This window comes from Fulvimarina manganoxydans, from assembly GCF_900176465.1.
Lineage (GTDB): Bacteria > Pseudomonadota > Alphaproteobacteria > Rhizobiales > Rhizobiaceae > Fulvimarina > Fulvimarina manganoxydans.
In genome coordinates, this window is sequence record NZ_FWXR01000015.1 from 93,270 (window position 1) to 114,937 (window position 21,668).

Below are 21,668 nucleotides of genomic sequence, written 5' to 3' on the forward strand. Positions count from 1 at the left end.
CGTCTCTAAAGTCCTTGCGTCTGCAGCCACATTTCCAGAAGCGCCACCTGCCACAGCTCCGAGCCGCGCAGGGGCGTGATATGAGCGGAGGGGTCGGCAAAGAGCGCGTCCGTATAGTCCTTGCGGAACAGGCCGCGGCTCTGGGCCGCCTCCGAGTGAAGGGCATCGCGCACAAAATCGAGGGTCGGCCCGGAGAGATATTTCAACTGCGGAACCGGGAAGTAGCCCTTCTTGCGGTCGATGACCTCCGAGGGCACCACCTGGCGCGCGACCTCCTTCAGAACACCCTTGCCGTCCTGTTTCAGCTTCTCTTCCGCCGGTACCCTTGCGGCGAGCTCGACCAGCTCGTGGTCGAGGAAGGGCACGCGGGCTTCCAGGCCCCAGGCCATGGTCATGTTGTCGACGCGCTTGACCGGATCGTCCACCAGCATGACATGGGCATCGACGCGAAGCGCCTTGTCGACGGGATTGGCAGCGCCCTCCATGGCGAAATGACGGGCGACGAAGTCGCGGGAGACGTCCTCCTCCGTCAGCCATTCGGGGGAGAGATGCTTAGCCAATGTCTCGTGGCTGCGATCGAAGAAGGCGCGCGAATACGCCCCGAGCGGATCGTTCGCACCGGCCATCTTCGGGTACCAGTGATAGCCGCCGAAGACCTCGTCGGCGCCCTGGCCCGACTGCACGACCTTGATGTGCTTGGAGACTTCCCGCGACAGGAGATAGAAGCCGACATTGTCGTAGGAGACCATCGGCTCGGACATGGCGCCGATGCAGCCCGGCAGATGCTCCATCAGCTCCGAGCCGGGCACGAAGATCTTGTGATGCTCGGTGCCGTAATGATTGGCGATGATGTCGGAAAACTCGAACTCGTTGCCGACCTCGCCATTGGCGTCCTCGAAGCCGATCGAGAAGGTGTTGAGACCCTGCTGCCCGGCCTCGGCGAGAAGCCCGACGATGAGGGAGGAATCGACGCCGCCCGACAGGAGCACGCCAACGGGGACGTCGGCCACCATGCGCCGTGCGACCGCCGTCTTCATGGCATCCATCACCCGGTCGCGCCAATCGTCGGGCCCCAGGCGCTCGTCGCCGTCGAGCGGGCCGAAATGCGGCGCCCAATAGACCTCGTCCTTGACGGAGCCGTCGGCCTCGATCACCCGAGTGGTGGCCGGCGGAAGCTTCTGCACGCCCTTCAGGATCGTATGGGGCGGCGGGACCACGGCATGGAAGGTCATGTAGTGATGGAGGGCGACCTTATCGATCGAGGTGTCGACGTCGCCGGTCCGAACAATCGCCGGAAGCGAGGAGGCGATATAGAGGCGCTTGTCGTTTTGCGACAGATAGAGCGGCTTGATGCCGAAGCGGTCGCGGGCAAGCATGACGCGGCCCGTCTCGCGCTCATGAATGGCGAAGGCGAACATGCCGTGGAAGCGCTTCACGCAGTCGCGGCCCCAGGCATGGTAGCTCTTCAGGATGACTTCCGTGTCGCCATGGGAGAAAAAGCGGTAGCCCTTTCCCTCCAGCTCCTCGCGCAGCTCCGGATAGTTGTAGATGCAGCCATTGAAGGCGATGGTCAGGCCGAGCTCGGGATCGACCATCGGCTGTTCGGCTTTTTCCGAGAGATCGATGATCTTCAGGCGGCGATGGCCGAGCCCGACGCGGCCGCGCATGACCTGGCCGGCGCCATCCGGCCCGCGCGGGGCAAGACAATCGCCCATGCGTTGAACCCGCTCGGGGGATGCCAGAGTCCCATCAAAGCGAATTTCACCGCAAATGCCGCACATGGTGCCTCCATATCAAAGGTCTGAAAGGTCGTTTCCGGTTGTCTTGCGCAAGGATATAGACCAGCCGAGCCGATCATAAACCGTCCGGCACCATTTTCGCTGCAACGCGATAAGCGGCGCGCTTCGTCAGGACAGTGGCGCGACTTCGATCCGCTGTTTAGCCGCGAAGCTGTCCTGCCAAAGGGTGGTTCGCGTGACGGGACGACGTCTGCACAGGTGCGGACGGGGATGGCTCGCATTTCTTTGGAGTGACGTAAATAGTCGATAAGTAAAATATAATATCATGAGTTACATTGCGGCGGACATTAGATTGTTGTGAAGCTTTTTCGTCCTACCAAGAGGCGCTGGGTAGAATCGCCGTCCTGAAGCACGGCATTTGGATGTGATGCGTCGGGCGGGCAGGATGACTGATACGGAGCAAAGGATCGGGGCAAGCCTGCCGGGGGTCCGCTGGATCGCGGATGTGGGATGTCATTGGTCGAATGACATCAATCTGAAGCTTATCAGCACCTTTTATGGATCCTTCTCTCCGCTCGGCCTCGCTTCGCTCAATTCCATGGCGGTTGCTTTCGTGGCCTATCTGCGCACGGGCATCGGCTGGTTCCTCTGGCTCATAGCGCTCGACGCGTTCACGCTGGCGCTTCGCTATGTCGTGATCCGCAGGCCGGAATGGCCGTCCGACGGTCTCTTCATCGGCGGGCTCGCCTGGACGCTGATCCTCGCAGTCACGACGGCTCTCGTGGTCAAATCAGGCGACCAGACGATGATCGTTGTGACACTTGCCTGGAACTTCGCGGCTTGCGCTGGGATCGTCGGGCGAAATTTCGCGGCGCCACGATATGCGCTTTTCCAGGTGATGCTGATTATTCTTGGCTATTTCATCAGTTTCGGCATGGACAATCTGTCGGTTATTCCGCTGCTCGTCATACAATGCATTCTCTTCGGCTTCGTCTCTAAAGGCATCATCGCTCAGCACCGCGGCACGATGATCCGGGCCCTCAAGGGCGAGGCGCGAGAGCGGGATCAGGCCTCGCGCGATCCCTTGACGGGTCTTCTCAATCGGCGTGGGCTTCAGGCGGCATTCGAGGCGCGGCGCAAAGCAAGAGACGAGCCGCTCGTCCTCTTCTATCTCGACCTCGACGAGTTCAAGCAGATCAATGACCAGCACGGGCACCTCTTGGGCGATCAGCTGCTTTGCGCGGTGGCTCGGCGCCTCGAAGGGATTCTCGGCCCCTCGCGGGCGATTTGCAGGCTCGGCGGCGACGAGTTCCTCATTCTGGCGGGCAATGCCGGGCCTCAGTCGATCCGCGCCCTCGGGCAAGACATTCTCGCCGCGATCGCCATGCCGCATCGGCTCGACGATGCGCATGAGTTCCGGATCGGCGCGAGCGCCGGTGCCGCCTGGATGCGGAACGGCCCCGACGCTCTTCAAGTCGGCATGGCCGAAGCCGACAAGGCGCTTTATCGGGCGAAAGCCAAAGGGAAGGGGGTCTGCGTTCTGTCACTCGCACCGACAGAGGCCGCTCAGACCACGAGCGTCTCGCCGCGAACCGCCTGAAACCCGCACCGGCCCTGCCAGGGGCAAGGCTCCGGCAGGCATTGCCCCGCTGGGCAAGGCTTGGGGGTCAGGGCTTGAGCAGAACCTTGCCCTTATTCGCGCCCTCCATAGCGCTTGCGAGCTTGGCCGGCGCCTCGTCAAGCGGCAGGGTGTCGGAGACGTCGGTCGCCCAGGCTCCCGAGATGAAGCGCTTCTGGACTGTCTCGAAACCGGCCTTCTTGTCCTCCATCGACGCATCGCGCATCCATTCGGCCAGCCAGAAGCCTTCAATCGTTTTCATCTGAAAGACCAACTGGCCGAGATCGGGGAGCTTCGGCACTTCCGGGCTCATCTTGCCATAGAGAATCCAGCGCCCGCCCGCCGGCATGGCCCGAAAGATCGTCGCCGAACTCGTATCGCCGACGGCATCGAGCAGGATCGTCGGGGCATGCTGTTTCATGGCCTGATCGAGCATGGTCGAAAAGTCGTCGCGTTCCGTGTTGAGGACGGTGCCGGCGCCGAGACCTTCGAGCGGCGAGCGGTGGGCTTCGCGGCGCACGGTCGCCACCGAATGGAGGCCTTTTTCCCGGCCGAGCGAAGCCATCAGCTTGCCAAGCTGGCTGGAGGCCGCCGTCATGACGAAGCTTTTCGCCCCGGCCTTTTGAACGAGATCGACCATGGCATAGGCCGTCATCGGATTGACGATGAGCGCAGCGCCGTCCTCGTCTTTGAGGCCTTTGGCGAGCGGGACGACGGCGGCCTTGTCGGTCAGCGCATATTGCGCCCAGGTCCCGCTTCCGCCTTGGGAGGTGGAAACGGCGACGCGCTGGCCGACGAGCCCTTGTGCCTCCGCGTCCTCGCCGGCGCTAACGACCGTGCCCATGCCTTCGAAGCCGGCGGGCATTCCCTTGCGGCGCGGCTGGCCATATTCGCCTTTGATATAATGGATGTCGGATGGGTTCACGTTGGCAAGGCCGATCTTCACCAGGACCTGCCGGCCCTCGGGCTTTGGTACAGAGACGTCTTCGAGCGTGACCCAACGGGCGAGGTCGTCGAGCTGCGGGCCTTCCGAGGTGCCGGAATAGCCGTCATTGAGAAGGGTGAGCGCGCGCATTGTGTCGGGAAGGTCTGCCATGGTCGGCTCCGTTCGGTGTGGGTCTTAAAAACGTCGGGTGCGCAACGGTTCGCCGGCTTCTGAAGTTGCAAAAGCGGGCTGGCGTGATCGCGATGGCTCGGATCGGCAGGCAGAGGCTCTTCCGCCCTTCGCGCAAATTGCCCTACAAGCCACGCCAAACCGCACAGGCGGCAAACAGAGGAGTGGTCATGGCCCTGACATCGGTCGAGGAAACGGAACGCCGGCTCAAGGAGCGGCTCGTCTCGCTCGAGAGCTATCGCGGCCATGTGGGCGGCGAGGCCTTCACCTCCGACTGGCTCGTGGTCGACCAAGGCATGATCGACCGCTTCGCCGAGGCGACCCACGATTTCCAGTTCATCCATGTTGACCCGGACCGTGCCCGGGCCGAGTCGCCATTCGGTGGCACGATCGCCCATGGCTTTCTGACGCTCTCGCTGCTCTCGACGCTCGCCTATGACGCGCTGCCGGGTGTTTCCGGCACCAAGATGGGCGTCAATGTGGGCTTCGACAAAGTGCGCTTCGTTTCGCCGGTCAAGTCAGGCGCGCGCGTGCGCGGCGTCTTCAAGATGACTGCGCTGAAGGAGCGGGCGGTGAGCCTGCAGACCTCCTGGGAGGCGACGATCGAGATCGAGGGTTCGATCAAGCCGGCGCTCGCCGCCGACTGGATCACTTTGGCGATCTTCGACGAGCCGGTCGGCTGATCGGTCCGAACATCGGATGGGTCGGACCGCCGGGCATCGGCCGGGGTCGACATGCCCGCCTTTGTCAGCGGGCGGCCTTCTCCTATGTCCGGCCGCAATCGGAACCGAAGGAAGCGTCGAGGATGCGTTCATGGTGACTGAAGGTTTAATTTGCGGTTTCGGTTGGAAGGACGTGGCGTGACGGTTCTCTCCCGCATGCCGAAGGCGGTTCTCTTCGATCTCGACGGAACGCTGATCGATTCCGCGCCCGATATTCGCGAAGCCCTCAACGAGACCTTGGCGATGGAGGGCGTTGCGCCCTTCGATCTTCAAACCGTCAAGCATCTGGTGGGTGGGGGCGTTCAGGTGCTCATCGAGCGCGCCTTTCGCCGACGCGGCCTGCCGCTTTCGCCGCAGGATTGCGAGCGCATCGCCGCCCGTTTCGTCGCCACTTACGAGCCGCGCGCGACGAAGCTGACCGACTTGACGCCAGGGGCTCGCGAAGCCGTGGACGGCGTCAAGGCGCTAGGCGCAAAGACCGGGGTCGTCACCAACAAGCCGGAAGCGGCGACACGCGCAATCCTTGCCCATTACGGTCTTGCCGATCCGATGGATATCGTGATCGGCGGCGATGCGGGGCCGAAGAAGAAGCCGGCGCCCGATCTTCTGCTTCTGGCGGCAAAGCAGCTTGGTTTCGATCCGGCCGAGTGCCTGTTCGTGGGCGATAGCGAGAACGATGTCGAAGCGGCAAAAGCCGCCTTCATGCCCGTGGCAGCCCTCGAAAACGGTTATACGGCGTTGGCCTCAAGCGATCTTGGCGCGGACATTCTTCTGAGCCGGGTAGACGATCTTTTAAGGCACTTGCCGCAGAAGGTCTCCAGCTAGACGGCGAGGATCGGGCGGCCCTTCAATCCCGACATCGAACTCGGTTCGGCCAGGACGGCACACAGTGCAAAGCGTGACGAACGTGCGATCAAGATGTGGCAAAGCGTCCGGCGGACTCGTCACATCTCCTTGATATGATGACAATGTTCCTTGTCAGGCGCCCATTCATCATTATGTCTTTTCCATGATGCGGAGCGCCGCGCGTCGATCGACGAGGATGACGCGCCCAAGGTTTAGGTGAACCGATGCTCAGCTATCGCAAGGCGGAAAATGTCGTTCTGGCCGGGGCGGTCACGTCCTGGGTTGTGATTGTCGCGGCGGCTCTATTGGTCAACTCCTAAGAGTTGCCAGCCATCAATTTTTTGGTGTGCGGCCGCGGAACCAAACGTCTAGACCCGTCCTTGAGCAATTTGTTTCGCGTCAGGGAGGTGTTCACATGCAATTCGAAGACAATGCCGAGGCAGTTCGTCGCCTCGCCTACGAAATCTGGGAGCGCGAAGGGCGCCCGAGCGGTCGCGAACACGAACATTGGGCCGAGGCCAATCGACTTTATGAGACGCAGCACCCGCGCCGGCCGATGGCCTCTCTCGTCGAGTTACCGCGTTGGGACCGCCGCAAGGCCGAGCGCCAGGAGGCGCAATCCCTGCGCCGCGCGCTCTACACACCCGAGCCGTTCTCGGCCGAGCTTTTCGGCAGGACCGGCTGATACGGTATCCGACTGATTCAGTCGGGCTGCGTATCGAGCTCGCGCAGCGCCCGATCGTCTAAAAAAACCGTATCGCGAAGCGATCAAACGGATTTCGTATGAGGCGATCATCCGCACCAAATTGGGTGCCGGGAAGGAGTCGCAACGGCGCGTGATGCGGTATCCAGCCAAATGAGAGGATCGGGCGATGTCGATCGATCGCCCGATCCTCATTGTTTTTTCCGAAGTCGGATCAGCTCAGTTGCCGCTTCAATTCGGCCACCGCGGCTTCGACATCCGCTTCGACCTCGAAGCGATTGAGCATTTCGCCGAAGCGCTGAACGATGGTGGTCAGTTCGGCTTCGCTGATGAGATTCAGAATGCCGACGCGGACCTGGGTCGGCTCCGAGAGGGTCGGCCAGATGCCGAAGCTCTCGGCCCGGCAGGCATTCACAAAATCCTTTTCCTTCCCCTTCAGCTTTTCCGGAAGATCGAGAACGATCAGGCTGGTCATGTTGGACGTGACCGAGCAACCCATCGAGGTGAGGGCGGCCCGGAGCGCCTTCTCGGCCTTGCGATAGCGCTCGGCCCTTTGCAGAAGGCCCTGTTCCAGCACCATGCGCAGCGCCTCGTGGAAGGACGCGACCGCATAGGGCGAATGGGTGCGGTGGTAGGTGCCCTTCTCCACATCCTGGCCGTCGATGATCGCCCAATGGCGGGCTTCCATGATCGGATTGTGGACGAAGCTGCGTGATCCGACCTTGCGCAGTTCCGCGATATAGCGGTCGGAAAAGCTGACCGGCGCATAGGTCAGGGGCAGGGCCATCATGCCCTTCTGCGGGCAGGAGGCCCAACCGACGATGCCCGGATAGTCGTCGATCCGCAATTCGGCGATGCCGAGGGAGGAGACGGCGTCGATGAGGCCCATCGCGCCATGCTTCTCGCAGGCGTCGGAAAAGCCCTTCACGTCGTTGATCCGGCCCGAGCCGGTCTCCCAATGGGCCATGGCCGCCCATTTCGGCTTGTGTTCGGCCAGTGCCTCGTCGACGATCTCGGCGGTTACGGACTGGCCATGCGGCACAGGGATGGTGACGACGGAGGCAGCCTGGGGATTGAGCGGATTGGCCTTCAGTTCCTCCTCCGTCGCGGCCTTCATGCGAACGGATAGCTCGTCGATGCCTGAGAAGGTACCGTTGACGAACATGACCACCTTGTCGCCCGGATGAATGACGGAGAACATGGCGTCGAGCCCGCTCCAGCCGGTGCCGGCGATGCCGAAGGTGTGGACGTTCTGGGTGCCGAAGATCTCGCGCAGCATCTTCTTGCATTCAATCATGCCGCGCAGAACGTCCGGCTGCATGTGGTCGGCGACGCCTGGGCTGGTAAAGGCGTTCAGAACGCGCTCGGCCGTGTTGCCCGGGCCGGGGCCCGCGGCAATCGTATGGGGAATCTCAAGCTGGGGGAAAAAGGGCGCGTTCATAGGGGTCTCCTCCTCATAATGCCCGGTCGCATGCCACGAAGGCCCTGCGATGCCCCGCCCGCCGAGAGGACAGCCGAGGTCTATTTGTCCGTGTTCCTAAAAGACGGTTCCGGGGGCCTTCTGACCACGCCCGCGCGGGTGTTTCCTGCCGCCCCATCGGGTATCGGGACCGACCGCAACGGATAGAGCCTTGGTCTTGGACTGGCGGCATTGCCACGGTCGGCACGGCTTGCGCGCCAAGGTGGCGGGCGCGAGCCTTGAGCCTTCGGGTAGGCGGCGACTGCCCGTCGGGCTTTGTCGATCGACCATCGGACGTTGCCGGATAGGGCACCCGGCAACCAGACGCATTCGAACGAATGATGCCGCTTGAGGAAGGACGCGACCGAAAGGGCCGATCAACATCCGGCGAGCGGCTCGATCGTCGATGGTCTCAGAGCTTGAGCGCGATCTGAAGATCCGCGACATTGGTGCCGGTGGCACCTGTCATCAGAAGATCGCCACTGGCTTTCAGCGCATGATAGGCGTCGTTGCGGGCAAGATGGTCGGCCAGATCGACGCCCGCGATCCGCAGTCGCTCCAGGCTTCCGCCATCGACGATGCCCCCGGCCGTGTCCGTCGGTCCGTCGCGGCCATCCGTGCCGCCCGACAGGAAGCCAAAGGGTGCCGTGATGCCTTTTTCCTCGGCGAGGCGGGCAAAGCGCAGGGCAAATTCCTGATTGCGCCCGCCAAGGCCATCGCCGGTCACCTCGACGGTGGTCTCGCCGCCCGCGACGACGGCGAGTGGGCCGCCCTGAGTGTCCTGCACCGCAAAGAGCTCGAACAATTCCCTCGCCGCCTCCTCGACATCGCCGCCCAGCCAGCCGGGGCGCGTGACGACGCGAAAGCCTTGAGTCCTCAGATGGGCGGCCACTGCCTCGACGGAGCGCGCATTGCTGGCGACGATCCGGTTCATGACGCCTCTCAGGGGCGCAGGTGTCTCGGCGCTTTCGATGGCGGCCCTGACGGCGGACGGAATCCGTTCAAGAAGGCCTCGGCGATCGAGAACGTCTTGCGCCGAAAGGGCGGAAGAGGCGCGCGCCGTCGGGCCGGAGGCGACGGTCGCCGGGTCGTCGCCGGGCACGTCCGAAACGATCAGCGACAGGACGCGCGCAGGCGCGGCCGCCTCGGCAAGCCCGCCGCCCTTGAGGCGCGACAAGGCCCGGCGCACCGTGTTCATCTCGGTGATGTCGGCGCCGGAGCGCAAGAGAAGATCGGTGACGGCAGTCTTGTCGGAGAGCGTCAAACCCTCTCGCGGCGCAACGCCCAAGGCCGAGCCGCCGCCGGAGATCAGAGCCAAAAGGAGGTCGCCCTCTTCGGCCTTCTCTGCGAGTGTCAGAAGCGCCGAACCGCCTTCGACGCTTCCCGCATCGGGTAGCGGATGGCCGCCGGCGATGACCCGGCATCCCGCGATCGGCCTTGCCGCCGCGTCGGTCGTGACCACGATGCCCTCGGTGGGTTCGCGCCCGAGTTCGGCGATCGCTGCCTCGGCCATGACGCAGGCGGCCTTGCCGAGGGCGGCCACGAAGATGCGCGAGGCGCCTTCCAGCGCCTCCCGGTGGTCTTGAAGCGCGGCGCGCACGGCCGCGGCAGGATCGGCTGCCGCGACCCCGGCCGCGAAGGCCTCGCGCAATGCGGGCCTCAGATCGTCAGGCGACACGATTGGGTGGCTCCTTGCCGGCGAAGAAGGCGTCGAGATTGTCGGCGACCATCATACCCATCGCCTCGCGTGTCGTCTCGGTCGCACTGCCGAGATGGGGCAGAAGCACCGCATTGGTATCGAGAAGCGGCGGCGGGATGGTCGGCTCGCCCTCATAGACGTCGAGCCCGGCGCCTGCGATCGTGCCGGCCTTGAGCGCCGCCGCGAGGGCTGCCGCATCCACCACCTCGCCGCGCGCGGTGTTCACGAGGATCGCCGTCGGCTTCATCATTTCGAGGCGCTGAGCATTGATGAGATGATAGTTCTCCTTGCCGCCCGGCATGTGGAGCGAGACGACATCGGCCTCCCGCAAGACTGCCTCGATCGAATCGCGGGCCTCGGCGCCCGTCTCGGCCGCAAGCTCCGGCTTCACGGGGAAGGCATCGTAATAGATCACCTTCATCCCGAAGCCGAAATGGGCGCGCTTGGCTGCCGTGCGGCCGATCCGTCCGAAGCCGAGAACGCCGAAGGTCGCGCCGGAGACCTTGGTGCCGACCATATGGGTCGGCCGCCAGCCGGTCCATTGGCCTGCCCGCACCTCGCGCTCGCCTTCCGAGGCGCGGCGGGCCGCCATCAGCATGAGGGTAATGGCGAGGTCGGCGGTGCATTCGGACAGGACGTCAGGCGTATTGGTCACCGCGACACCGGCTGCCTTGGCGGCGTCTGTGTCTATATGGCTGAAGCCGACGCCGTAATTGCCGAGGATCTTGGCGCGGAGCGTCTCCTTGGGAAAGATATCCGCCGGCAGTTTGTCGCTGACCGTCGGGCAGATCGCGTCGAATTCGGCAAAGGCCTCGGCGATCTCCTGCGTCGACATCGGCTTGTCGTCGGTGTTGAGCGTTGCGTCATAGGTCTGTGACAGCCGCTCCTCGACGCTTTTCGGCCAGCGGCGGGTGACGAGAATCTTGGGCTTGGTCATGATGTGTCAGGCCGCCTTCTTCATGTCGTTGAGAAGGCTCTCGACGGTCTCGCCGAAGGCGGAAGGGTTCGGGATGATGTGATGGCCGCAGGCGCGGATGATCTCCACCTTCTCCTGAGCCGATTCCCCTTCGCCGGAGACGATGGCGCCGGCATGACCCATGCGCTTGCCCTTGGGCGCTGAAAGACCGGCGATGTAGGCCAAAAGCGGTTTTGAGAAATTCTCCTCGGCCCAGCGGGCCGCATCCACCTCCTGGGGGCCGCCGATCTCGCCGATCATGACGACGGCATCGGTCTCGTCGTCCTCTTCGAAGAGCTCGAGGACGTCCCTAAAGGACGAGCCATTGATCGGATCGCCGCCGATGCCGACGCTGGTCGAGACGCCGATGCCGCGCGCCTTCATCTGGCTTGCCGCCTCGTAGCTCAAGGTGCCGGAACGGGCGATAATGCCGATGCGTCCCGGCTGGTAGATGTGGCCCGGCATGATGCCCATCATCGCCTGGCCCGCCGTGATCATGCCGGCGCAGTTCGGCCCCATCAGCATCATCCGGTTCTCGGCCCGATAGCGGCGCATATAGCGTTTGACCCGCATCATGTCCTGGGCAGGAATGCCGTCGGTGATGCAGACGCAGGTCTTGATGCCGCTATCGGCCGCTTCCATGATCGAGTCGGCCGCGAAGGGCGGTGGCACGAAGACGATCGAGGCTTCCGCCCCGGTTTCCTGAACGGCGCCCTTGACGGTCGAGAAGACCGGCACGCCGAGATGGGTGGTGCCGCCTTTGCCCGGCGTCACGCCACCCACCACCTTGGTGCCATAGGCCATCATGTCCTCGGCGTGGAAGCTGCCGATGCGTCCGGTGATGCCCTGGACGATGACCTTGGTGTCCTTGTTCAGCAAAATTGCCATGTCGAATTCCTCCCGTCAGGCCGCGGCGCTTTGACCGAGCTTCTTCCATTCGGCGACCGCCCGTTCGGCGGCCTCCTGCAGCGTGTCCGCCACGACGACGTCCGGTGCCTTTTCGGCGAGGATCTTCTTGCCCTCTTCCACCTTGGTCCCCGAAAGGCGGACGATCAAGGGCAGGTCGAGGCCCACCTCTTCGCGCGCCTTGACCACGCCCTCGGCCACCCAGTCGCAGCGATTGATGCCGGCGAAGATGTTGACGAGGATGACCTTGACGTTCTTGTCCTGCAGGACGGCGCGGAAGCTCTTCGCCACGCGCTCGGGGCTCGCGCCGCCGCCGATGTCGAGGAAGTTGGCCGGCTCGCCGCCCGACAGCTTGATCATGTCGAGGGTCGCCATGGCGAGACCCGCGCCATTGATGATGCAGCCGATTTCGCCCTCGAGGCCCACATAGCTGAGGCCGCGATCGGAAGCGAAGGTCTCGCGCGGATCCTCCTGGCTCTTGTCGCGCATCTCAGAAATGTCGGGCCGCCGGAACAGGGCGTTCTCGTCGAAGCTCATCTTGCAGTCGAGCGCCATGAGTTCGCCCTTGGAGACGACCAGCGGATTGATCTCCAGCATGGTGGCGTCGAAATCGCGGAACACGCGATAGCAGGCGAGCAGCGTGTCGGTCGCCTTGGTCACCATGGAGCCGTCGAGTCCGAGGCCGAAAGCGAGTTCACGCGCCTGAAACCGTTGCATGCCGCCGCCCGGATCGACGGTGATCTCGATGAGGCTGTCCGGCTCCTTGGCGGCGATTTCCTCGATTTCCATGCCCCCGGAGGGCGAGGCGATGATCTTGATGCGCTCGGCTTTCCGGTCGAGGACGATGCCGAGATAAAGCTCGCGATCGATCTGGACGGTTTCCTCGATGTAGAGGCGATTGACCAGATTCCCCTTCGGCCCGGTCTGATGGGTCACGAGCCGGCGACCGATCAGATTGTCGGCGGCGGCTTCGACGTCTTCCTCCGAGCGGCAGAGGATAATGCCGCCGGCCTTGCCTCTGGCGCCGGAATGGATCTGCGCCTTGACCACCCAAGCCTCGCCACCGATCTCGCTCGCCCGGTAGCGAGCCTGTTCGGGGCTGTAGGCGATGCCGCCACGCGGCAGCTTCACGCCCTTTGTGGCCAGAAGCTCCTTGGCCTGAAATTCGTGAATATCCATGATCCCTGTCCTCCCTTGCCGCTCTTACTGTGCCCGTGCCCGGATCGCGTCGTCCACCGCGATGACGTTCTTGGCCATGCGCTCGGATGCGGCGTCGATCATCTTGCCGTCGAGGCTCGCGGCCCCCTTGCCGGCGGCGGCGGCCTCCTTCAGCGCTTCCAGAATGCGGCGGGCCTTTTCGACCTCGCCGCCCAAAGGTGAGAACTCTTCGTTCGCCAAAGTGATCTGGCTCGGATGGATGGCCCATTTGCCTTCGATGCCGAGGGCTGCCGCCCGTTTGGCGGCGGCGCGAAAACCGTCGGGATCGGAGAAGTCGCCGAAGGGGCCGTCGATCGGGCGCAGCCCATAGGCTCGACAGGCGACGGTCATGCGCGACAGGGCGGCATGCCACTGATCGCCCGGATAGTCGGGGTTGAGGCCGCCGATATTGACGGTGCGCGCCTTGTTGAAGGCCGCATAGTCGGCGACACCGAAATGCAGGGCTTCGAGCCGCGAGGGCGCCGCCGCGATCGCTTCCACATTGGCCATGCCGAGCGGCGTCTCGATCAGCGCCTCAATGCCCACCTTGTTCTGATAGCCCTTGGCCATCTCGATCTGGTTGAGCATGGCTTCGACCATATAGACGTCGGCTGGAACGCCGACCTTCGGGATCAGGATCATGTCCAGCTTGTCGCCGGCCTGTTCCATCACGTCGACGACGTCGCGATACATGTAATGGGTGTCGAGGCCGTTGATGCGGACCGACATGGTCTTGTTCTTGGCCTTCCAGTCGATGTCGTTCAGCGCCGCGATGATGTTCTTGCGGGCCTTTTCCTTGTCGTCGGGCGCGACGGCGTCCTCGATGTCGAGAAAGATGCAATCGGCGGCGCTATCGGCCGCCTTCTCGATCATCGCCGGGTTCGACCCCGGCACCGCAAGCGTCGAGCGCTGGACCCGCATCTTGCGCAGATTGTGAATAGAATGGCTCATTACGCTCCTCCCAATGTCGTTCCGGCCGATGTCGATCCCTCGTCGCGCCCTCGATGTCTCGCGGTGCGGATCGGCAACCGGTGAAGCCTGTCATCCGGTCCGAAAGCCAAGTCCGTGGCGCGCCTTTCCCCTGCCAATGAGAGGGGGTGGCGCTTCCTTCTGGGGCCCAACTCTCGATGAGAGCCGGCCCGTCGGGGGCCTTCTTGGGTCCGCCTCGCGCCATCGCCAGGGTCGTGGCGGCCGAGACCCATGGAGACGATTGCGATCGTTCGAAATCGCCAATTCCCTCTAGCCCGAAGTCTTGCCGCATGATGGTGCCGGAACAGTCGTGCAACGTTTCTGCTTCATGTTCCAAGACCTCTCCATCCGTCCGGCTCGCCGCGAGCTCGCGCTTTCGACGGCTCTTCCTTGTTCCGAAAGCTATGGCAGAGCCGTGACGGCGCGCCACACACAGGCGGATAGAAACTCCCCGTCCTCGGACCACCTTCCGGCTACCCATTCGGAGAAATGGGGTGTGGGCGTACGCGCATGCGGTTAGCGCGGCTCGGGCGCTGCTTTGAGCATGAGGCACCACATCGGTGTCGTCAGATGCTCTTGATCGCCATGGTGCCGCGCCGGGTGGCCGAAACCGAAATCCGGCACCACTTTTTCGCCCCGCGCTCCGCCGGCACCATGACGAGGCCAAGCGATCGTCTCAGTGTGGTGGAAACGGTGTGGGGGATCCCTCAAAGCCTCAACGCAAGCAGCGCGCGACGAGGCCAAGAAATTGCCAAAAAACCGCCCCCAACATGCTTGCGATGACTGATGCGCTTCGTTATATCAGCCGCACCAGAGGGCAAGCGGCTTTGATCGCCGGTCCGGCTCCGGAGTGTAGCGCAGCCTGGTAGCGCACCTCGTTCGGGACGAGGGGGTCGCAGGTTCGAATCCTGCCACTCCGACCAGCTTTCCAACAGAAAAATTGAGTTTTTTCAGATCCTCTGGAAGAGCCCCAAGCTTCCCGTGACAGAGACAATGCTGGACACCTCCGTCGATTCGATCGGGAGAAGCGCGACCCCAACGATGGCGATCCCTCCTGCGAGATCGGGCATCGACCACCGTCTGGACGCCGTCCCGTCCGACGCCGCACAAACCGAACATGATCGCTCGCTCGCAGCTCATACGCTGCCGGCCCGCCTGACGATCCGTCCCGTGGCCGTGCCAACTCAACCGCACCGGCTCTTCCGGAGGCCATTTGGTTTGAGTCCTACGCTGCTATCGGCATTGGGTGGAGGGCGGCGGCTAGATTGGCTTCGGCTTCGGCAGACGGGAGTTGCCGATTGGCTGGAGAAGACGTCGATTGTCGAACCAGTCGACCCATTCGAGCGCGGCGAACGCAGTGGTTTTAAGGCTTCGCCATAGCCCGCGCCTGCCGATGACTTCGGTCTTGAACAGGCCGATCACAGTCTCGGCGAGCGCATTGTCATAGCTGTCGCCGACGGCGAAGCGAAACACGCGGCTCGGCCGCGCCAAGTCGCGACAAAGGTGAAATCACTGACCCATAGGGCGTTTGGCGACGGCGCCTTGAAGTTTCGGTTGACGTGGTCGAGCGGAGCGGGTGCCGCCTTGTCGCTCTTCGTCGTCTTCACCACCTTGCCGCGCACGGCGCCCTTCAAGCCCATAGCTTTCGGCAGCCGCCACATGGTGCATCGGGTGATCTCGAGGCCCTCGCGTTTCATCTGCCGCCAGACCTTCCGAACGCCGTAGACGCCGAAGTTCTCGCCGAAGATGCGTCGGACCTCTGTCGAAAGCTTCTCATCCTGCTTCTCTGGGTCCGATCGCCACCCACTCCTCATCCAACAGATCGCCTCGCGCCGATGCTGCCTCCACGAGGCAGCCTCAGATCAGACCTCAGACGAGATCCGTTTGATCGCTTCGCGATAGGGATTCTCAAAGCCGCTCGAACGCTGCGCGGACTTTGATCCGGGATTAGTCTGATTCAGCCTAATCCCGGATCAGACGGTTTCGGAATCCGCTATGCCAACAGGTCCTAACCCAGCCGCTCCGATGCAAAGCTTCCCGGGGATGCGGGGAAGACGACCGTGCTCGATCCGTTCAGGAAGACGCGATGGAAGATATGCGCGTGGATTGCGCGTGAGAGGACTTGAGCCTCGACGTCGCGACCGATCGAGACGTAGTCGGCGGCCGATTGCGCATGGGTGACACGGGCCACGTCCTGCTCGATGATCGGGCCTTCATCGAGCTCGGCGGTCACGTAATGGGCCGTCGCGCCGATGAGTTTCACGCCCCGCTCGAAGGCCTGCTTGTAGGGATTGGCGCCTTTGAAGCTCGGCAGAAACGAATGATGGATGTTGATGATGCGACCCGACATGGTCTCGCACATCGCGTCCGACAGGACTTGCATATAGCGCGCAAGGACGACGAGCTCGGCCTTCGTGGCGGTCACGATCTCCATGATGCGTTCCTCGGCCGCCGCCTTGTTGGCCTTGGTGACCGGGATGTGATGGAAGGGAAGATCGTGGTTCACCACGAGCTTCTGATAGTCGAGATGGTTCGAGACGACGCCGACGATGTCGATCGGCAAGGCGCCGATGCGCCAGCGATAGAGAATGTCGTTGAGGCAATGACCAAAGCGCGACACCATGAGCAGCACCTTCATGCGATCGCGGCCGTCGTGGAATGCGAAGGTCATGTCGAATGGCTCGGCGATGGCGGCGAAGCCCTTCTCGATATCGCCGAGGTCGCGACCCTCTTCGGAGATGAAGGCGATCCGCGTGAAGAAACGGCCCGTATCCAGATCGTCGAATTGGGCTGAGTCGATGATGTTGCAGCCCATCTCAGCCAAGTAACCGGAGATCGCAGCGACGATCCCGCGCGTGGAGGGGCAGACGACCGTGAGGATGCAGACGTTCATAAAGTGCCGTTTCATGATGTTTTCGACCAAGGGGTAAGGCGACGGCCGGGATTCGTGACGAGACCACCAAAGCCCGGTCGCGGGCGGTAAGACAATCGCGGCGGCATGTGTTTCCCCAGTCCAGTTCAGGTCCATCGACCCGCTCTCATCCGAGCGGCGGCAACGACGCCGCGCAGGAGCCGGCCACCGCGCCGACGAACTGGCCGGATCGTGATGCCCCGTCTTCCCGGTCCACGCCTTCGCGAGCGGGACAGGACTTACCGTTTGCGCCCGGATGAATACAAGTCAAAAATCACCTCAGAAGAATTTTGTTTTCTTCTCAGTTGATTTTTTCTACCGCGCCTATGGAATGGTCGCGCCAAGACGACAAGGCCGAAAGGAGCGCAACATGTGCGGGATCGTTGGTTTGTTTCTAAAGGACCGCTCGCTTGAGAAAGATCTCGGGCAGCTCCTGTCCGACATGCTGGGGACGATGACTGATCGCGGCCCGGATTCGGCGGGCATAGCGATCTACGGCCAAGAGATCACGGGCCGAACGAAGGTAACGATCCAGTCCGATACGCCAGATGTCACCTTCTCGGACTTCGAGCAGCGGGTGGGCGCTCTCCTCGGGAAGAGTTCGGGCCTTCGCATCAAGGGGAGCCACGCGGTTGCCGGCGTGCCGAACGAACGCGTTGGCGACGTGCGCAAGATGATCGACGATCTCGAAGGCGCCGTACGTGTGATGAGTGTCGGTGAGACCATGGAGATTTACAAGGAAGTCGGCCTTCCCAAGGACGTCGTCTCTCGCTTCGAAATCCCGGCCATGTCGGGCACGCACGGGATCGGCCATACCCACATGGCGACCGAGTCGGCCGTAACGACTCTCGGGGCTCATCCCTTCTCAACCGGCACAGACCAATGTCTCGTCCACAACGGATCGCTGTCGAACCACAACAATCTGCGGCGCGAGTTGAAACGATTGGGCATACGGTTCGAGACCCAGAACGATTCTGAGGTCGCCGCCGCCTACCTCACCGCTTGCATGAATGACCACCACCGGCGACGGCGGCATGACGGACGAGGAGCGCGGGCACTCCGACACGCTGGTCTACCAGTACTTGCCCTCGCGCTACGGCATGAATCCGACCGATCTTCGCCGGGCGGACGCGATCGAGATCGTCGTCGGCCAGGGCGCCAAGCCCGGTGGCGGTGGCATGCTGCTCGGCCAGAAAATCTCCGATCGCGTCGCGCAGATGCGCACGTTGCCTAAGGGCATCGACCAACGTTCGGCCTGGCGGCATCCGGATTGGACGGGCCCCCACGATCTCGAGATCAAGATCCTCGAACTTTGCGAAATCACCGATTGGGAGAAGCCGATCTACGTCAAGATCGGCGGTGCGCGGCCCTATTACGATACGGCGCTTGCCGTGAAGGCCGGAGCGGACGTCGTCGTGCTCGACGGCATGCAAGGCGGAACGGCCGCGACCCAGGACGTCTTTATCGAAAATGTCGGTCAGCCGACGCTCGCCTGCATCCGGCCCGCAGTCCAAGCGCTTCAAGAGATTTGACCGGCAATGGCTGCCATTGCCACATCTCGGTCTGGAACACGGACGGCTCGGTCAACGCCTTTGCCGACAAGGACGCCCCCTTCGGCCTCTCGGCGAAGGGTAAGACCTTCCTCTTCGGCATCATGCGGCACGGGCCCGCGCTCGCGGCGATCACAATCCGACGGTGAACTCCTATAAGCGCATCAATGCGCCGCTCACCACCTCCGGAGCCACATGGGCGCCGAACGCCATCACCTGGACCGGCAACAACCGCACCCACATGGTCCGCGTGCCAGCCCGGGCCGCTTCGAATTGCGCCTGCCGGATGGGGCGGCCAACCCCTATCTTCTCCAGGCCGTCATCCTCGCTGCGGGCATGAGCGGAATGGAGACGAACGCCGATCCCGGCCCTCACAGCGATCTCAACATGTATGTGGACGGGCATCGCGCAACGAACACGCCTCGCCTACCGCTGAATCTCCTCGACGCGCTTCGGGCGCTCGAATGCGACGAAACGTTCTGCATGGCGATCGGGCCGGAATTCGTCTCCTCCTATCTCAAGAAAAAGCGCGAGGAGTGGACGAGCTACGCCAGCGCCATCACCCAATGGGAGCGCGACAACACCCTCGACGTTTGATATCGGCAGGCCCATGAAGCCCTTGGACTTGCCTCGGAAAACTGCACCGATAATCCCATGGTCGAGAGCTTCTTCAAGACCCTGAAATCAGAACGCGTCTGGCGCACCGCCTGCCAGACAAGGACCGAGGCGACCGCCGCGATCGGTCGAAATATTGACGGCTTCTACAACTCTGTCCGGCGCCATTTGGCGCTCGACTTCATCAGCCCGCTTCAGTTCGAAAAGCGGGCAGCGTAAAGCCAAAAACGCTCTCCACTTTCCCGTGGCAAGTCCACTATCTCTCGCCACGGTCCTGCGGATAGCAGATGAACGACAGATAGATGCAGGGAAGTTTGACGAAGTCCTCCGGCCCGTGCGGCGCATCGGCATCGAAGAAGAAGCTGTCGCCCGGCTGCATGTGAACCCGCGTCTCGGCATGGCGATAGATGAATTCGCCTTCGAGCATGTAGAGGAATTCGAGTCCGTCGTGTTGGAAGGTCGGAAACACGTCCGACTCCTTCGACAGCGTGATCAGGTAGGGCTCCACCGTCACGCCGCTTGAGTTGTTCCCGATATGGCCGAGAAGGTTGTACTGGTGCCCTGCGCTCGTCCCGCGCCGCTCCATCTCGACCCCTTCGCCGGCCTTCACGAACACCGCGCTGCGCTGCTGCTCGAATCCCTTGAAAAAACCGGTGATCGGAACCCCGAGCGCCTGCGACAGGGCTTGAAGCGTCGCGAGCGAGGGCGAGATGTTCCCGCGCTCGATCTTGGATAGCATGCCGAGCGACATGCCGGTCGCAGAGGCCAGATCGCCGATCGTCAAGCCATGCTGTCGGCGGAGGTTGCGCACCTCGCGCCCGATCGCGCTTTCGAGCCGCTTCTCCGTGACCGGCTTGACCGCGTGAGAATCCTGGTGGAGTGCCGTTCCCGTAAGGCCCGTCTCGCCACGCTTGGCCTCGACTGCCGCTTCGGTTCCGGCATTCTCGTTGCGGGCGTGCTTTTTGGCGGGCATTTCGTCTCCTCAAGACAGTTGGTGCCTTGGACCCTTCGGGACGTCCGCCGGAACCGCTCTTTACTCGAATGCATCTATCACAAGGGGGCACCCCGATCGACGGCTTTCCCGTGGAGAAAGGTGAGCGACCTTTCGTTTCTTGGCCCATGGCCGTAGCGGGTCTTGTAGGCGCGCGAGAAATGACTTGCGCTGCGAAAGCCCGATGCGACGGCGATCTCACCGACGGAAAGCCGGGTCTGGCAGAGGAGACGCTGGGCGTGATGGAGCCGGATGGTGAGATAGTGCCGATCGAGCGTCGTGTGCATATGCTTCTCGAAGAGGCGCTCGAGCTGGCGGATCGAGACACCGGCGAGCGCGGCAAGACGAGCGCGGGGCAGGGGCTCTTCCACATGCTCCTCCATCGCCTCGACACGTTCGACAGACCGACGCTCGGAAAGCCGAAGCGCTCGAAGCGGGTCATCAGCTGTCCGCTCGCGCCGGCGCGCACATGGCTCTGCAGGAACCATTCGCTGACGGCGGCCGCAAGGGCCGTTCCATGAGCCTTGGCGATCAACACATGCATCATGTCGAGGGCCGAGATGCCGCCGGCGCAAGTCAGGCGCCCGCGATCGATCTCGTAGATCGAGGAGATGAGACGCGGCTGCGCGAAGGCCTCTGCGAAGGCTGCCGCGTGCTCCCAGTGGATCGTGCAGCGATACCCGTCGAGAAGACCGGCGGCGGCCAGCACGAACGGCCCGCCCGAGACACCGGCAAGCCATGTTCCGCGGCGGGCGAGACGTCTCAGCCAGGCAAAGGTCGGCTCGTGATCGAAGGTCGATGGATTGCCCGCCGCACAGACAATGAGGCCGTCATAGTCCTCCGCCTCGCCGACCGCGTGATCGGCCGCGAAGGCCAGGCCGGTCGAGGCCTCGACCACACGCCCTTCGAGCGCCACATGGCGCCAGCTGTAGAGGTCGCGGCCGGACAAGACATTGGCGGCGCGGAAGGGCTCGATCGCCGAGGCGTAGGGCATCGTCGCAAAGCCCGGCACCAGGAGGAAGCCGAGCCGCTCCTGTTTGCCTGTTTGAGATCGTCCTTGGGTGACACGACTGCCCCCTTTTCTGCCAGTCGAGACCCTCGATCGAGCCGATCGCCGGTCGGACGCTGTCGCGAGGCTCGAGAGAACTTTGGCGACACCCTTCGAATATGCCACGACCGTCGCCGAACTCTATGACGGGCTGGAGGCATCGAGCCAGAACCGCTTCCCGTCGCTGAAATTCGATGTCGGCGCCGTCAATTCGCTGTTCTCGCCCTTCTTCGTCGCCGGCTTCTACTTCAAGACCTTCATGTGGCCCGCGAGCTTCTGGGAGAAGATCTACGAGCCGGCGATTCGCCGGGCGGCCGGCCTCGGCCATGCCTCGGACGAGGCCGATCCCGATCGATACGAGAAGGCCTACGCCTTTTGCGACGTTCTCGTCATCGGCTCGGGCCCGTCGGGGCTCGCCGCAGCCCTTTCAGTCGGCAGATCCGGGGCCCAGGTCATTCTCACTGACGAGGACTTCGCGCTTGGCGGACGCCTCAACGCCGAGCGCTATGAGGTGGACGGCATGGCGGGCCATGCCTATGCCGCCCGCGCCGTCGAGGAGTAGCGGTCCCTGCCGAATGTCACGGTGATGGCGCGCACCACGGTCTTCGGCGCCTATGACGGACGTG

The 21,668-nt window shown here is 63.2% G+C and carries 16 protein-coding genes, 1 tRNA gene and 6 pseudogenes; 10 read left to right on the plus strand and 13 right to left on the minus strand.

Going from position 1 to position 21,668, the window contains the following annotated elements; genetic code table 11:
- Nucleotides 1–5 precede the first annotated feature (5 nt).
- The gene (locus B9A15_RS15485; protein ID WP_084411353.1) at nt 6–1,781 is read right to left on the minus strand and encodes an N-acetylglutaminylglutamine amidotransferase; all 1,776 of its coding nucleotides are present in this window, start codon (nt 1,779–1,781) and stop codon (nt 6–8) included.
- Between the two features lie 403 nt (nt 1,782–2,184).
- Here B9A15_RS15485 and B9A15_RS15490 point away from each other — a divergent pair, with 403 nt between their 5' ends.
- Complete coding sequence (locus tag B9A15_RS15490) at nt 2,185–3,339, plus strand: GGDEF domain-containing protein (protein WP_170923324.1); 1,155 nt, start codon at nt 2,185–2,187, stop codon at nt 3,337–3,339.
- 67 nt (nt 3,340–3,406) lie between these two features.
- Here B9A15_RS15490 and B9A15_RS15495 read toward each other — a convergent pair whose 3' ends face one another.
- Nucleotides 3,407–4,453, minus strand: coding sequence for an alcohol dehydrogenase catalytic domain-containing protein (locus B9A15_RS15495; RefSeq protein ID WP_084411356.1), 1,047 nt, complete (start codon nt 4,451–4,453; stop codon nt 3,407–3,409).
- A 188-nt stretch (nt 4,454–4,641) separates the two neighbouring features.
- On the opposite strand from B9A15_RS15495, the gene B9A15_RS15500 reads away from it, so the two are divergent.
- The 3 genes from B9A15_RS15500 (at nt 4,642) to B9A15_RS15510 (ending at nt 6,724) form a co-directional block, all read left to right on the plus strand.
- Nucleotides 4,642–5,154 carry a MaoC family dehydratase gene (locus tag B9A15_RS15500; RefSeq protein WP_084411358.1) on the plus strand — a complete coding sequence of 171 codons (513 nt, stop codon included), beginning with the start codon at nt 4,642–4,644 and terminating at the stop codon, nt 5,152–5,154.
- A gap of 177 nt (nt 5,155–5,331) precedes the next feature.
- Nucleotides 5,332–6,018, plus strand: a complete 687-nt coding sequence (gene gph, locus B9A15_RS15505; protein WP_244556977.1) for a phosphoglycolate phosphatase — start codon at nt 5,332–5,334, stop codon at nt 6,016–6,018.
- Between the two features lie 436 nt (nt 6,019–6,454).
- Nucleotides 6,455–6,724, plus strand: a complete 270-nt coding sequence (locus tag B9A15_RS15510; RefSeq protein WP_084411362.1) for a DUF2934 domain-containing protein — start codon at nt 6,455–6,457, stop codon at nt 6,722–6,724.
- 232 nt (nt 6,725–6,956) lie between these two features.
- On the opposite strand, the gene B9A15_RS15515 is transcribed toward B9A15_RS15510, so the two are convergent.
- From B9A15_RS15515 to B9A15_RS15540, 6 genes are all read right to left on the minus strand, one after another.
- Nucleotides 6,957–8,183 carry an aminotransferase class V-fold PLP-dependent enzyme gene (locus tag B9A15_RS15515; protein ID WP_084411363.1) on the minus strand — a complete coding sequence of 409 codons (1,227 nt, stop codon included), beginning with the start codon at nt 8,181–8,183 and terminating at the stop codon, nt 6,957–6,959.
- A gap of 430 nt (nt 8,184–8,613) precedes the next feature.
- Complete coding sequence (locus B9A15_RS15520; protein WP_084411365.1) at nt 8,614–9,879, minus strand: glycerate kinase type-2 family protein; 1,266 nt, start codon at nt 9,877–9,879, stop codon at nt 8,614–8,616.
- Nucleotides 9,869–10,840, minus strand: coding sequence for a 2-hydroxyacid dehydrogenase (locus tag B9A15_RS15525; protein ID WP_170923326.1), 972 nt, complete (start codon nt 10,838–10,840; stop codon nt 9,869–9,871). The genes B9A15_RS15520 and B9A15_RS15525 overlap by 11 nt, the downstream gene beginning before the upstream one ends.
- 3 nt (nt 10,841–10,843) lie before the next feature.
- A complete protein-coding gene (sucD, locus tag B9A15_RS15530) occupies nt 10,844–11,743 on the minus strand; it encodes a succinate--CoA ligase subunit alpha (protein WP_084411368.1) in 900 nt (299 codons plus the stop codon).
- 15 nt (nt 11,744–11,758) lie between these two features.
- Complete coding sequence (locus B9A15_RS15535) at nt 11,759–12,940, minus strand: malate--CoA ligase subunit beta (protein ID WP_084411370.1); 1,182 nt, start codon at nt 12,938–12,940, stop codon at nt 11,759–11,761.
- 24 nt (nt 12,941–12,964) lie between these two features.
- Entirely contained in the window at nt 12,965–13,909 is a 945-nt protein-coding gene (locus B9A15_RS15540) for an HpcH/HpaI aldolase/citrate lyase family protein (RefSeq protein WP_084411372.1), read from the minus strand.
- An 864-nt stretch (nt 13,910–14,773) separates the two neighbouring features.
- Between B9A15_RS15540 and B9A15_RS15545 the strand changes: the two genes are divergently transcribed.
- Nucleotides 14,774–14,850: transfer RNA gene (locus B9A15_RS15545), tRNA-Pro, on the plus strand.
- A gap of 302 nt (nt 14,851–15,152) precedes the next feature.
- On the opposite strand, the pseudogene B9A15_RS15550 reads toward B9A15_RS15545, so the two are convergent.
- Together B9A15_RS15550 and purU are read right to left on the minus strand one after the other, a co-directional pair.
- Nucleotides 15,153–15,723: pseudogene (locus tag B9A15_RS15550) on the minus strand (hypothetical protein); the annotation flags it as partial.
- 212 nt (nt 15,724–15,935) lie between these two features.
- Entirely contained in the window at nt 15,936–16,820 is an 885-nt protein-coding gene (gene purU / locus B9A15_RS15555) for a formyltetrahydrofolate deformylase (RefSeq protein ID WP_084411376.1), read from the minus strand.
- A gap of 388 nt (nt 16,821–17,208) precedes the next feature.
- Between purU and B9A15_RS15560 the strand changes: the two are divergent.
- From B9A15_RS15560 to B9A15_RS15575, 4 pseudogenes are all read left to right on the plus strand, one after another.
- A pseudogene (locus B9A15_RS15560) lies at nt 17,209–17,847 on the plus strand (glutamine amidotransferase); the annotation flags it as partial.
- Nucleotides 17,848–17,851: 4 nt separating this feature from the next.
- Nucleotides 17,852–18,367 (plus strand): annotated as a pseudogene (locus B9A15_RS15565) (glutamate synthase-related protein); the annotation flags it as partial.
- Nucleotides 18,364–18,985: pseudogene (locus B9A15_RS15570) on the plus strand (type III glutamate--ammonia ligase); the annotation flags it as partial. The pseudogenes B9A15_RS15565 and B9A15_RS15570, both read left to right, overlap by 4 nt.
- A gap of 39 nt (nt 18,986–19,024) precedes the next feature.
- Nucleotides 19,025–19,222 (plus strand): annotated as a pseudogene (locus B9A15_RS15575) (IS3 family transposase); the annotation flags it as partial.
- A gap of 37 nt (nt 19,223–19,259) precedes the next feature.
- Here B9A15_RS15575 and B9A15_RS15580 read toward each other — a convergent pair.
- The 3 genes and pseudogenes from B9A15_RS15580 to B9A15_RS23435 form a co-directional block, all read right to left on the minus strand.
- Complete coding sequence (locus B9A15_RS15580) at nt 19,260–19,976, minus strand: helix-turn-helix domain-containing protein (RefSeq protein WP_084411378.1); 717 nt, start codon at nt 19,974–19,976, stop codon at nt 19,260–19,262.
- Nucleotides 19,977–20,053: 77 nt separating this feature from the next.
- The gene (locus B9A15_RS23430; RefSeq protein ID WP_244556978.1) at nt 20,054–20,365 is read right to left on the minus strand and encodes a helix-turn-helix domain-containing protein; all 312 of its coding nucleotides are present in this window, start codon (nt 20,363–20,365) and stop codon (nt 20,054–20,056) included.
- Nucleotides 20,366–20,685: 320 nt separating this feature from the next.
- A pseudogene (locus B9A15_RS23435) lies at nt 20,686–20,988 on the minus strand (DJ-1/PfpI family protein); the annotation flags it as partial.
- Nucleotides 20,989–21,142: 154 nt separating this feature from the next.
- On the opposite strand from B9A15_RS23435, the gene B9A15_RS23440 reads away from it, so the two are divergent.
- Nucleotides 21,143–21,604: an FAD-dependent oxidoreductase gene (locus tag B9A15_RS23440; protein WP_244556979.1), complete on the plus strand. Its 462-nt coding sequence runs from the start codon at nt 21,143–21,145 to the stop codon at nt 21,602–21,604.
- The last annotated feature ends 64 nt before the right edge of the window (nt 21,605–21,668 follow it).

Bases quoted from the DNA above. Each gene is read 5' to 3' on its own strand.
- B9A15_RS15485 (WP_084411353.1), bottom strand. From the start codon at position 1,781: ATGTGCGGCATTTGCGGTGAAATTCGCTTTGATGGGACTCTGGCATCC.
- B9A15_RS15490 (WP_170923324.1), top strand. From the start codon at position 2,185: ATGACTGATACGGAGCAAAGGATCGGGGCAAGCCTGCCGGGGGTCCGC.
- B9A15_RS15495 (WP_084411356.1), bottom strand. From the start codon at position 4,453: ATGGCAGACCTTCCCGACACAATGCGCGCGCTCACCCTTCTCAATGAC.
- B9A15_RS15500 (WP_084411358.1), top strand. From the start codon at position 4,642: ATGGCCCTGACATCGGTCGAGGAAACGGAACGCCGGCTCAAGGAGCGG.
- B9A15_RS15510 (WP_084411362.1), top strand. From the start codon at position 6,455: ATGCAATTCGAAGACAATGCCGAGGCAGTTCGTCGCCTCGCCTACGAA.
- B9A15_RS15515 (WP_084411363.1), bottom strand. From the start codon at position 8,183: ATGAACGCGCCCTTTTTCCCCCAGCTTGAGATTCCCCATACGATTGCC.
- sucD (WP_084411368.1), bottom strand. From the start codon at position 11,743: ATGGCAATTTTGCTGAACAAGGACACCAAGGTCATCGTCCAGGGCATC.
- B9A15_RS15535 (WP_084411370.1), bottom strand. From the start codon at position 12,940: ATGGATATTCACGAATTTCAGGCCAAGGAGCTTCTGGCCACAAAGGGC.
- B9A15_RS15540 (WP_084411372.1), bottom strand. From the start codon at position 13,909: ATGAGCCATTCTATTCACAATCTGCGCAAGATGCGGGTCCAGCGCTCG.
- purU (WP_084411376.1), bottom strand. From the start codon at position 16,820: ATGAACGTCTGCATCCTCACGGTCGTCTGCCCCTCCACGCGCGGGATC.
- B9A15_RS15580 (WP_084411378.1), bottom strand. From the start codon at position 19,976: ATGCCCGCCAAAAAGCACGCCCGCAACGAGAATGCCGGAACCGAAGCG.